Genomic DNA, 11,584 nt, shown 5'->3' with positions numbered 1-11,584 from the left:
GTCTGTTTTCCGCCAGCACGTCCCCCCTCGGCACTCCTACGCTGCGGCTATGTCATCCCCCTTCGCCGGCATCGTCGACCGCTATCTGCTCGCCAGTTCCGAGTTCACGCGCAGGCTTCGCGCGGTAGGGCCCGAGCAGTGGTCGGCGCCGACCCCCTGCACAGAATGGGACGTACACCACCTCGTCAATCACATGACTCGGGGAAACCTCAACTACGTCTCCCTGCTGGACGGTGGCTCGGCCGCCGAATTCATCCGGCTGCGAGACACCGATGCCCTGGGCGGCGATCCGCTGGGCGCGTACATGCGGTCGGTGCGGGAGTGCGCCGCGGCGTTCCGCAGGCCCGGTGCCCTCGAGCAGATCCTGGACTACCCCCTCGGCCCGGTGAGCGGAGAACAGGCCCTCGCCGTCCGCACCACGGACGCGACCATGCACACCTGGGATCTGGCCCATGCCATCAACGCCCCCGAGGAACTCGACCCCGGGCTCGTCGCCTGGATCGAGGACCACCTCACCGACATCTACGCCGACTTGGCGGAGTCACCTGTCTCCGCCGACACCGCTCACCGCTTCTTCGCCGCCCCAGAGGCCCCGCCCCTTGCTGCGGAGTCCCGGCAGGCCCGCTTGTTGCGGCTCATGGGCCGCTGAGCGGGTCCGCCAGTCGTAAGTCACCCGGCCCGCATTGCGTCTGCCGGGAGCTCGAAGATGAGCGTGAGTCCGTCGTGCTCGTTCCCCTGCTCTCCGACGCGCGTGAAGCCGAAGCCTTCGATGGAGGCCAGAGAAGCGATGTTGTCGGATCCGATCCTGGCGCGCACGGTCCTGACACGGGGTTCAGCGGCGGCCCTGACGAGCAGTTCCCTCAGCATGGCGCGGGCATAGCCCTGGCGCCGGTACCGGGGCACGACGGTGTAGCCGACCTCGACCAGGCCGCCCTCGTCCGGTGGCCCGTGAAACCCCGCGTCGCCGACGACGGCCCCGTCCGGCACTGATACTGCGGCTCGCGTGATCCAGGGCGCGGCAGAGGGGTCCTTGGCCAGCTGGTCGGCGCGGTAGCCGAAGATCCAGCGGGCCCGGTCACCAACGAAGTGTTCGTCGAGGGCGACCCCGGCCTCGGCGCTGCCGCCGGCGAGGTCACCGTCGGCAAGCGCCCGCAGCGCCTTTGCGCTGAGTTCGACGAAGCGGACGCGCTTGGGGAGGGAGAGAGGTTCGTTGTTCATCGCGGCGATGGTCACCCAGCACGGGAGGACTGTCCACCGCTTTACTGCTCCGGCGGACTTGACGATCGGTGATCGGGTGATCGGCCATCGATGATCGGTGATCGGCGGGGCCAGGTGCGGCTCAAGGCTCCCGGCGGGCCCGGTCGCTGGGGTCACGTTTCCTTCCGCCGGGCGCGGACCGCTTCCGTGCTGACCACGGGCCCGCCCCCTTCCCCCGCCTCCAGCCCGTGGAAGCGGACGCCGTAGGCGCTCCCGTGCCGACGGCGACGCTCCCGGTCGAGGCGATGCGACGCAGCAAGAACCCAGCGGTCAGGGCCATGGGGAACATCACCACCGCGTACACCGCCGAGGGAATGGCCATCCGAGTGCTGTCCAGCAGTGAGGGACTGAGGGCGATGGCCATCGACAGCGTGGTGTTGTGCATGCCGATCTCGAAGCAGGTGGCGACCGACTGACGGTGGTCGCCACGGCCCAGCCGGGTCGCACCATAGCCGAGGACAAGGGAGACCGCGCCGAAGAGGAAGACGACGAGGCCGATGTCGGCGAGATAGCCGAGCACGTTCTCCCGCTCGGCGGTGACCGCGGCGATGACGATGGCGACGAGCGCGGTGACCGCCGTCACCTTGACCACCTGGGTGGAACGCTCCGCAAGATCCGGATGGCGTTGTCGGACCCACATTCCCGCAGCGACCGGAACCAGCACGACGAGGAAAACCTGCAACGTCTTGTCGAAGCGCAGTCCCAGCGCGTCGTCCGTACCGGTCATGAAGTGATCGAGCGAGAGATTCACGACGATCGGCAACGTGACGACGGCGATCACCGAATTGATGGCGGTCAACGTGACGTTGAGGGCGACGTCACCGCCGAAGAGATGGCTGAAGATATTGGCCATCGTGCCGCCGGGAGAGGCCGCGAGCAGCATCATGCCCACGGCCAGCGCGGGACCCAGGTCGAAGACCATGACCAAGCCCAGACAGGCGGCGGGCAGCAGCACCAGCTGGCAGGTGAGTGCGACGGCCACAGTCCGCGGGTACGCCGCGACCCTGCGGAAGTCGACTACGGACAGGCCGAGTCCGAGACCGAACATGATCACGGCGAGGACGGCAGGCAGCAGATAGGTGGTCAGCGGCGAGTCCACGTGAACAGCCTCCGTGAGGCTGCTTGAAAAGTCCACGGCCGTGCAGCCTGTGCCCGCGCACCGCAGCGGGCGCGGTTCACGACGTGGTCAAGACGACGCCTTGCGCCATTGGTCCTACGCGGACTCCAGCAGCCCCTTGAGCCGGGTCAGGTCGGCGACGACCGTGCTTGCGTCCCGCTCGAATTCCGCGTCGCTCGCCTCCGGCTGCCGGCGGATGGTGAACACCACCTCGCACGCCTTGCCATCGGCGATCACGCGGACCGGGTTGTAGACGGTCTGCCCGGACGGCAGCGTCACATGGTGGTCGAGCACCCCCAGGTCGTTGCGGGGCACGAAGCTGACCACGACCCGACCCATCGGGGACGACTCCGCCACCCACTCGCCTCCCCGCCGTTCGACGGCCTCTCCCAGGCCGTGGGCCCAGGCGGGGAGATTGGCGGGATCCGACGCGAAGGCGTAGACGTCCGCGGCGGTGCGGTCGATGCGGACACTGAGGTGCCGTGATTCCTTGTCAGTACTGATCATGACGATGACGTTAGCGGGCCGGTGCCATCGCGGTCTTGAACGAATCGGACCATGCGGTGCACCGTCCACGCCGACCCGATCCAGTAGCGACCGGGTCCTGAAGCACCACGCCCCGCCGCCGTCTCGCGCCGCCGATCCTCATCCCTCTGCCTTGCGTTCGACGAGGTACCGGCCGTCGCGGGTGAACCCGGTGACGGCCGCGCCCTCGGCGAGGAACCCGCCGAGGGCCCTGCGCAGCGCCGCCCGCCAGGCGTAGGCGGCCTCCGGTCGTTCCCTGCGCAGTGCCTCGATGTCGGAGGGGATCCGTACGGTGACGCAGGGGCCGTCGAGGGGACCCAGGACCGGCAGCCTTTCGGCATCCGCATCAAGGCCTACCGCAGCGTCCGGAGGTACAGCTGCCTGGTCCCGCGGTCGGACGCAGGCCTCGGCGACGGCCGGGGCGGCCAGGTGCCAGGCGACGAGTAACCGGTCGGACCCCTGTCCCTTGTTCATGCCGTCGTCCATCACGCCGTAGAAATCCGGCAGGTACTCATCGGCGACCGCGCCCAGCTTGGCGAGGTTGAAGTAGGCGTTGCGGCTGACCAACGGGTCGTACGTCCACGTCACTTTGGTGATGGAGCGTTCCAGCGCCCAGGCCCGCTGGTGGACCTTCAGCGCGAACCCGACGTTCCGGCCACGGGCCCGCGCGTCGACGCCAGCGATGTGCGAGTGCAGCCCGGCCTCCGCGAGGAAGCCGACGCACACGCCGGTCAGCCGGTCGGCCTCGTAGGCGCCGGCCACATAGCTGCCCGAGTGCTGGAAGGCCCGCAGCAGCGCCGTGGTGATCAGCGGGTTGCCCGCCGGAGGCCGCCAAACCCTGTCCAGCAGGGCGCAGGCGGCCCGGAACTCCGTCTCCTGCGACAACTCCTTGATGACCACGCCGGACCGTCGCTGAGCCAGGTCGGACGCCGTCACGGACGCTTCGATGAGTCCGCTCACGCCTCCTCTCCGATCAACTCGCGTACCGGTCGCCTCGCCGGTGTCCGACGGCACAGCCGACCCTGGAACTCCCGCGAACTCATCCCGTCGACTCCTCGGTGGTGGTGATCAGTGATGGTGATCAGTGGCCTTGATCAGCGGTGGTGTGCCCCGAACGCCGGTTTCCGGAGCCGGTGCTTGCACCCCGCGCCCGCCTCTGCCCAGGGCGATCCGATCTCCGGATGCTCCAGGCAGAGGCGGGCGGGGGCGCGCTGACGGCCGGTCAGAACAGCTGCAAGGGGCGAGCCGCCGGGCGTGCGGTCCTGTCCTTGGAGTCGCCTCCCGTACCGGCACCGCCACCGGAAGCAGAGTCAGAGGCAGAGTCGGGGCAGAAGACCGACTGCATCACGTCGACCGAGATGCCGCCCTGGTCGACCCAGTCACCGTTCATGTGGGTGCTGGCGAACTTCGAGCCGTCGCGCAGGCCCATCGACCACGACAGCGAGCCGTGGATCGTGCCGCCGTGTCCCCATACCCGCACACCGCAGGACAGCTTCTGGGTGATCATGCCGAGCCCATACCCGGTGTTCGGGATCCAGTTCACAGTCGGAACGGCGGTGAACATGGCTTTCTGCTCGGCGGGACGCAGCAACTTGCCGCTGAGCAGGGCGGTGTAGAACCGGGTGATATCGCCGGACGTGGAGATCATGTCCCCGGCCGAGCCGGCCCACGAGGCGTTCAGCTCGGTCACGTCATGGACCGGAGCCGTGGGGTCGGGGAGCAGGAGCTTGGAGTAGGCCTTTCCGTGCGGCCCGTAGATGCTGGTGCTCTGGCCCGGCAGATACGTGTTGGTCAGGCCGAGCGGCGCGATGATCCGCCGGGTCACCTCACTGGCGAGCGGGCGTCCCGTCACCTTCTCCGCGATCATCCCGGCGAGGATGAAGTTGGTGTTGGAGTAGGCCCACGAGGTGCCCGGCGCGAAGTCCGGCGCATGGCTCATCGCCGTCTTGACGAGCTGCTCGGGGCGGACGCTGTCGAAGCGGTGTTCGAGGAAGCCCGGACCGACCAGTTTGGCCACGACCTCCGGATCGTTGGTGTAGTTGAAGATGCCGCTGGTGTGGTTGAGCAGCTGCCGTACGGTGATCTTGCTGCCGTCGTGCCCGTTGCCCTTCACCACGCCCGGCAGCCACTTCTCGACGCTGTCGTCGAGGCGGAGCCGTCCCTCCCCCACCAGTTGCAGCAGCACGGTGGCGGTGAACGTCTTGGTCGTGCTGCCGATCCGGAACCGGTCCACGGCCTGCGGCTTGCGGCCGGTCGCGGTGTCGGCTACGCCGGCGGAGCCGAACCACTTGCTCTTGCCGTCCTTGACCTCGGCGAGCATGCCGGGAGCCCCTCCCTCGCTCACCGCTCGGTCGAGCGCACGCTGGACGGCGTCGTTCCCCTTCACGGGCTCCGCGGAGGCGGACGCGGACTCGGCCACGGACACAGCCGGTGTCGCGGCCATGACCATAGCCGCGATGCTCGCGATGAGGACAGCTCTGGAACGACGGAACATGGGGCTTCCTTTCGTAGCGAGGCTGGCAGTTGCGTACTCCCGGGCAATGCCTCCCGGGAGCCGACATCGTCCCCGGCCCCGGCACCCCCTGGCTAAGGGCAGCAGGCCCAAATCCCGTGCACCGAATGGTGCTGCAGCACAAACCCGACCGGGTTAAGGCCGCACCCCCACCCGCGCCCGCACCCGCACCCGCACCCGCACCCGCACCCGCACCCGCCAAGGACGCATGACCTTTGTCCGACGGCACATACGAGTGCACTCCCCTTCGTGCACCGGTCCGAAGAGGCGCCCCCGCAGCTGCCCTACCGTTCGCTGTCACCCCGCCACGACCTGGGCGACCCGCACCACCCACACCCCCACGGCCCGCACCACCCACACCCACACCCCCACGACCTCGTCTGCCCCGCGCTGCCGTACGACCTGGAGGTCCATTCATGACGCCCCGCACGCATTTGACGGCCCTGCTGCTCGCGTCCGCACTCGCCCTGACCGCCTGCTCCGGCGGCGGTTCGCGCACGCCGGCCGCCGGTGGCCGGACTCTGGTCATCGACACGTCCTTCGACCTCAAGACGGCCGACCCGGGACGGATGTACGAGGCGACCGGCCTCTTCATCGGGAAGGCGGTGTACGACACGCTGCTCACCTTCGAGGGCGGCGACGTGACGAAGCCGGTACCGGCGCTGGCCAAGTCGTTCAAACTGTCGGACGACGGCAAGGTCCTGACGCTCAAGCTCCGTTCGGGGGCCAAGTTCAGCGACGGCTCCCCGCTCACCGCCGACGACGTGGTCTTCTCGCTGACCCGGCTGCGCGACATGAAGGGCAACCCGTCGTTCCTCCTTGACGGGGTGCAGGTGGCCAAGAGCGATGACTCCACCATCACGCTGACGTCGAAGAAGCCCAACCCCGCTCTGCCGTACATCCTGCCCAACCCCGTGCTCGGGATCCTCAACAGCGAGGTCGCCAAGGAGCACGGCGCGACGACCGATGCCAAGGACAAGGCGGAGCAGTACCTCAACTCCGCGTCGGCCGGGTCGGGACCGTACGTGATCGACTCCTTCAACGTCAGCAACCAGGTGGTGCTGCGGGCGAACAAGAAGTACTACGGCTCCCCACCCGCGTACGACAAGGTCGTCATACGCAACGTCGAAGCGGCGACGCAGAAGCTCAACGTGCAGCGCGGCGACAGCCAGGTGGCTCTGAACCTCTCCGGCGACCAGGCCAAGAGCATGCCCGGCAGTCTGCGGGTGACGCGGACCGCGTCGGCCAACGTGATCTTCCTGCTCGCCACCCGGAACAAGGCGATCAGCAAGACGACTTCGAACCCGAAGTTCGTCGAAGCGGTACGCAAGGGCGTCGACTACAAGGGGCTCCTCGAACTGGCCGGCGAGGGATCGGTGCAGGCGCCGGGCATCATCCCGTCGCAACTGCTCGGCGCACTCCCGCCGGAGCAGGCACCCCAGCGGGACGTGGCGGGCGCCAAGGCGGCGCTTGCGGCGAGCGGGCTGAAGAACCCGACGGTCAAGCTGGAGTACCCGAGCGAACTCACCGTCAACGGCCTGTCCCTGAAGCCACTGGCCGAGCGCGTCCAGGCCAACCTCAAGGAGGTCGGCATCACCGTCGACCTCGCGCCCGCCCCTCTCTCCACCGCCGCGGACAACTACCGCAACGGCAAGGAGGAGATGGGCCTTTGGTACTGGGGGCCTGACCACCCGGACCCCAGCGGCTACCTGGTGTTCCTGCCCGGCAAGCTCGTGGGTCTGCGCCTCGGCTGGAAGACAGGTGCCGACAAGAAGCTGGAGGCCGCCGGCGAGAAGGCGGCCACCGTGATCGGCGACGACGCGCGCAAGAAGGCCTACGCCGACGTACAGAACAAGCTGAACGCCTCAGGCCCGTACGTCCCACTCCTTCAGCCCAGCCAGAACATCGTGACGGCCACCTCGGTGACCGGCCTCAAGTACCACCCGGTGTGGACCGTCGACATCGCTGACCTGGGCGTGAAGTGACATGACCACCCTTCACGATCGCGTGCGGCGCCGAGACAGGCCGCTCACCAGGTTCCTCGTCCGCCGGATCCTCATCGCGCTCCTGCTCGCCTGGGGCATCACGCTGGTGACGTTCGTGCTGACGAACATGGTGCCGGGCGACCCGGCCGCCGCGAATCTGGGGCAGCAGGCGCTCGGCGACCCGGCAGCCGTGGCGCAGTGGCGGGCCGACCACGGACTCGACACGTCGCTCCCGCAGCAGTACCTGCTGTTCCTTCAGGGCCTGCTCCACGGCGACCTGGGCACGAGCCAGCAGTCCCACCGACCGGTCAGCGAGGACCTGGCGGAGTTCGTGCCCGCGACCCTGGAGCTCGCGGGCGCGGCCATCCTGGTGTCGCTGGTGCTCGGCGTGGCCTTCGGCCTGATCGCCGCCCTGCGCCGGGACCGCGCGGCGGATCACGTCCTGCGGATGCTGAGCCTGATCGGCGTCTCGGTACCGACCTTCTGGCTGGCGCTCCTCGCGTTCTGCGTCTTCTTCTACCGTCTGCAGCTCACCCCGGGCAGCGGTCGCGTCGATCCCGCTCTCGGCGCCCCGGAACACCTCACCGGCCTGCACACGCTGGACGCCGCCCTGTCCGGCCGGTGGGACATCTTCGGCAGCGCACTCGGCCACCTGATCCTGCCCGCCCTGGTGCTCTCGCTCTACACCATCGGGCTGCTGACCCGCTTCACCCGCAGCGCCGTCCTGGAGGTGCTCGGCCAGGACTACGTCCGTGCGGGCCGTGCCAAGGGGCTGCCGGGACGGGTGATCCTCTTCCGCTACGTGCTGCGCTCCGCGCTGGTGCCGATCATCACGGTGGCGGGCCTCGCGTTCGGCAGCCTCCTGTCGGGCACCGTCCTTGTCGAGGCGATCTTCGCCTGGCAGGGGGTCGGCCAGTACGCCTACAAGAGCGCCACCGCCCTGGACCTGCCCGCCATCATGGGCGTCGGCCTGGTGGTGAGCGGCGTCTACCTGGCCATCAACCTGATCGTGGACGTCCTGTACGGCGTGATCGACCCCCGGGTGAGGCTTCGATGAGCCGACCGACCGCTGTACTGACTGCCGTCAGGCGACTGCCCGACGCGTGGCGGCGACCGCAGGCCGTCATCGGAGCCGTGGTGGTGCTCGCCTGGCTGGTGATCGCCGCCGCCGCGCCCCTCCTCGCACCGCACGACCCCCTCGCCCAGGAGCTGCCCCGCCTCGCCGAACCGGGCCCCGGGCACTGGTTCGGCACCGACCAGCTCGGCCGCGACATCCTCAGCCGGGTCCTGTACGGCGCTCGCGTGTCGATCACGCTCACCCTGCTCCTGGTCGCCCTCTCCGTCCTGATCGGCGGGTTCCTCGGCGCCGTCGCCGGCTACTTCGGCAGGTGGGCGGACGAAGCGATCATGCGCCTCGCGGACCTCGTCTTCGCCTTCCCGACGATCATCCTGGCCATGGTGGTGGCGGCCGCGCTCGGCGCCAGCCTCACCAACGCGGTCCTTGCCGTGCTCGTCGTGGCCTGGGCGACGTACGCCCGCGTCAGCCGCGGCCTCGTGCTCGCCGTGCGTGAGCAGGAGTACGTGCTCAGCGGGCGGCTGCTCGGCTTCTCGGTGTGGCGCTCGCTGCGGGTGGACGTACTGCCCAACGTGGTGGGACCGGTCCTGGTCCTTGCCACGCTCGACATCGGTACGGCGCTGCTGCTGCTCTCCGGTCTGTCGTTCCTCGGCCTGGGCGCCAAGCCGCCGTCCGCGGAGTGGGGGGCGATGGTGGCGTCGGGGGTGGAGGTGTTCGACAGCTGGTGGGTGGCTACGTTCCCGGGCCTCGCGATCCTGACGGTGGTCCTCGCGTTCAACTTCCTCGGTGACACGCTGCGCGACGCCCTGGACCCCCGAACCGCCCGCAAGGTCAAGGAGCGTGCCCTGTGACCCTCACGATCACCGACCTGCGGGTGACGATCCGTGGGACGCGGATCCTGTCCGGTGTCGACCTCGCCCTGCGCAAGGGGAAGGTGCACGGCCTTGCGGGCGAGAGCGGGTCGGGCAAGACCATGACGGGCTTCGCCGTACTGGGACTTCTGCCGCCCGGAGCTCGGGCGAGCGGACGGATCGAACTCGCTGGGCGCGAGCTGCTCGGGCTCCCGGACAAGGAACTCAACCGGGTGCGCGGCAACGACATCGCGATGGTCTTCCAGGATCCGTCCACCAGCCTGCACCCCATGCTGACCGTGGGCAGGCAACTGACCGAGCACATGCGCCTGCACCTGGGCCTCGGCCGGGCCGAAGCGCGCGAGCGCGCCGTCGAGCTCCTCACCAAGGTCCGTATCCCCGGCCCCGCTCAGGCGTTCACGCGCTACCCGCACCAGTTCTCGGGCGGCATGCGTCAGCGCATCGCCGTCGCGGTGGCGCTGGCCTGCGACCCACAGGTGCTCATCGCCGACGAGCCCACCACCGCCCTCGACGTGACCGTGCAGGCCGGGATCCTGCGACTGCTGCGCGGGCTGTGCGACGAACTCGGCCTTGCCGTCCTGCTCATCACCCACGACCTCGGCGTCATGTCGGCGATCGCAGACGACGTGAGTGTCCTGCGTGAAGGCCTGGTCGTGGAATCGGGCCCGCGGGACTCCGTACTGCGCAAGCCCTCCCATCCCTATACCCGCTCCCTGCTGGAGGCCCTGCCGTGACCCTGCTCAGCATCACCGATCTCGTGGTCGAGCACCGCTCCCCCGGGCGGCCCGCCGTCCGGGCGGTCGCCGGGGCCGGCCTCACGGTCGCCAAGGGCGAAGTCGTGGGCCTGGTGGGCGAGTCGGGGTGCGGCAAGTCGACGCTGGCCCGCGCCGTCTGCGGGCTGCACACGGCGGCGGGCGGCTCCATCACGTTCGACGGGCGGCCGGTCACCCCGCTCGGCCTGCGGCGCAGGGAGCTGACCGGCATCCAGATGGTCTTCCAGGACCCCTACGCCTCCCTGAACCCGCGGCGCCGCGCCGGGGATCAGATCGCCGATGGCCTGCGCGTCCGCGGCGACTCCGAGACCCCGGCCGACCTGCTCGAACGCGTCGGCCTACCCCGCTCGTTCGCCACCCGCCATCCACACGAACTCTCCGGCGGGCAGCGCCAGCGCGTCGCCATCGCCCGTGCCCTGGCCGCCCGCCCCCGCCTGCTGATCGGCGACGAACCCATCTCCGCCCTGGACGCCTCCGCCCAGTCGCAGGTAGCCGCTCTCATGCGCGACCTGGCCGTGGACGCGGGCGCGGGCCTGCTCTTCATCAGCCATGACCTGTCCGTGGTCCGGTTGATAGCCGACCGGATCGCGGTCATGTACCTCGGCAGGATCGTCGAGGTCGGCGAGACCGCCGCCGTCTGGAACTCCCCCCAACACCCCTACACCCAGGCCCTCTTGCGCGCCATTCCCCACCCCGACGGCCTCGGGACCCTGCCTGCTGAACTCGCAGGCGACGTCCCCGACCCTGCCGACCCGCCTCCGGGATGCCGCTTCCACCCCCGCTGCCCGCATGTGATGGACATCTGCCGGGTGCGGGAGCCTGACTTCGGCCCGGCAGCGTGCTGGCTGCATGCCGCCTCGTGAACCGGCCGGCTTGGCGGGCGGGCGGGCGGGTCAAGCTCACCTCGCTGCCGATACGCCCGCCAGCACGAGCACCGGCGTTTGCTGGCCCCGGGTTCCGTGATCGTGCAAGGGTGGATCACATGACGACAGAGCGATTCGAAGTGCAGCGCCAGATTTCCGCTTCCCCGGACAAAATCTTCGCCTTGCTGTGCGACCCGGCCGGACATGTGGCCATCGACAGCTCAGGAATGCTGCAATCCGCCGAGGGCAAGCCTGCCCGCGGGGTCGGCGACACATTTGTCGTCCACATGGACCGTGAAGCGTTGAACGACTACCCGATGGGCAAGTACGACGTCACCGTGATCATCACGAAGTTTGAGCAGGACGCCCAGATCGAATGGACGATCTCCGGCCAGGTGCAGCCTCCCATCCGGCACCTGTACGGATACCGACTCGAGGCCCGCGAAGGCGGCACGCTGGCCACGTCGTACTACGACTGGAGCGAGGTCGAGGAACGGTACCGGGACGCGGGCATCTTCCCCGTCATCCCCGAGGCGGCACTCCGCGCGACCCTCGGGATTCTGGCGCGGAACGTGGAGTAGCGAAAACAATCGGCGTCCTACTTC

The 11,584-nt window shown here is 69.2% G+C and carries 12 protein-coding genes; 7 read left to right on the top strand and 5 right to left on the bottom strand.

The annotated features are described in order from the left end of the window. The first annotated feature begins 49 nt into the window (after nt 1–49). Nucleotides 50–649 carry a TIGR03086 family metal-binding protein gene (locus AB0E78_RS36000; RefSeq protein WP_361842014.1) on the top strand — a complete coding sequence of 200 codons (600 nt, stop codon included), beginning with the start codon at nt 50–52 and terminating at the stop codon, nt 647–649. Between the two features lie 20 nt (nt 650–669). Here the strand turns inward: AB0E78_RS36000 and AB0E78_RS35995 are convergent, their stop codons facing one another. The 5 genes from AB0E78_RS35995 to AB0E78_RS35975 form a co-directional block, all read right to left on the bottom strand. Continuing rightward, complete coding sequence (locus AB0E78_RS35995) at nt 670–1,218, bottom strand: GNAT family N-acetyltransferase (protein WP_361842011.1); 549 nt, start codon at nt 1,216–1,218, stop codon at nt 670–672. A gap of 121 nt (nt 1,219–1,339) precedes the next feature. Further along, nucleotides 1,340–2,356, bottom strand: coding sequence for a bile acid:sodium symporter family protein (locus AB0E78_RS35990; RefSeq protein WP_361842008.1), 1,017 nt, complete (start codon nt 2,354–2,356; stop codon nt 1,340–1,342). Nucleotides 2,357–2,470: 114 nt separating this feature from the next. Further along, complete coding sequence (locus AB0E78_RS35985) at nt 2,471–2,881, bottom strand: SRPBCC family protein (RefSeq protein WP_361842006.1); 411 nt, start codon at nt 2,879–2,881, stop codon at nt 2,471–2,473. A 138-nt stretch (nt 2,882–3,019) separates the two neighbouring features. Then, nucleotides 3,020–3,859, bottom strand: a complete 840-nt coding sequence (locus AB0E78_RS35980) for a GNAT family N-acetyltransferase (RefSeq protein ID WP_361842003.1) — start codon at nt 3,857–3,859, stop codon at nt 3,020–3,022. Nucleotides 3,860–4,121: 262 nt separating this feature from the next. Then, the gene (locus AB0E78_RS35975; RefSeq protein ID WP_361842000.1) at nt 4,122–5,393 is read right to left on the bottom strand and encodes a serine hydrolase domain-containing protein; all 1,272 of its coding nucleotides are present in this window, start codon (nt 5,391–5,393) and stop codon (nt 4,122–4,124) included. Nucleotides 5,394–5,827: 434 nt separating this feature from the next. Between AB0E78_RS35975 and AB0E78_RS35970 the strand changes: the two genes are divergently transcribed. From AB0E78_RS35970 to AB0E78_RS35945, 6 genes are all read left to right on the top strand, one after another. After that, entirely contained in the window at nt 5,828–7,396 is a 1,569-nt protein-coding gene (locus tag AB0E78_RS35970; protein ID WP_361841997.1) for an ABC transporter substrate-binding protein, read from the top strand. Between the two features lies 1 nt (nt 7,397). Further along, nucleotides 7,398–8,453: an ABC transporter permease gene (locus AB0E78_RS35965; RefSeq protein ID WP_361841995.1), complete on the top strand. Its 1,056-nt coding sequence runs from the start codon at nt 7,398–7,400 to the stop codon at nt 8,451–8,453. Continuing rightward, a complete protein-coding gene (locus tag AB0E78_RS35960) occupies nt 8,450–9,322 on the top strand; it encodes an ABC transporter permease (RefSeq protein WP_361841992.1) in 873 nt (290 codons plus the stop codon). The genes AB0E78_RS35965 and AB0E78_RS35960 overlap by 4 nt, the downstream gene beginning before the upstream one ends. After that, nucleotides 9,319–10,077: an ABC transporter ATP-binding protein gene (locus tag AB0E78_RS35955; RefSeq protein WP_361841989.1), complete on the top strand. Its 759-nt coding sequence runs from the start codon at nt 9,319–9,321 to the stop codon at nt 10,075–10,077. Before AB0E78_RS35960 ends, AB0E78_RS35955 begins: the two co-directional genes overlap by 4 nt. Then, complete coding sequence (locus tag AB0E78_RS35950) at nt 10,074–10,979, top strand: ABC transporter ATP-binding protein (RefSeq protein ID WP_361841986.1); 906 nt, start codon at nt 10,074–10,076, stop codon at nt 10,977–10,979. Before AB0E78_RS35955 ends, AB0E78_RS35950 begins: the two co-directional genes overlap by 4 nt. Before the next feature lie 119 nt (nt 10,980–11,098). Next, nucleotides 11,099–11,560 (top strand): polyketide cyclase, encoded by a 462-nt coding sequence (locus AB0E78_RS35945; protein WP_361841983.1) that lies wholly within the window; start codon nt 11,099–11,101, stop codon nt 11,558–11,560. Nucleotides 11,561–11,584 lie beyond the last annotated feature (24 nt).

Origin of the sequence: Streptomyces sp. NPDC032198 (assembly GCF_040636975.1) — a bacterium.
Classification (GTDB): Bacteria; Actinomycetota; Actinomycetes; order Streptomycetales; family Streptomycetaceae; genus Streptomyces.
The sequence above is the reverse complement of the archived record's forward strand: the minus strand, read 5'-3'. Positions and strand labels throughout refer to the sequence as shown.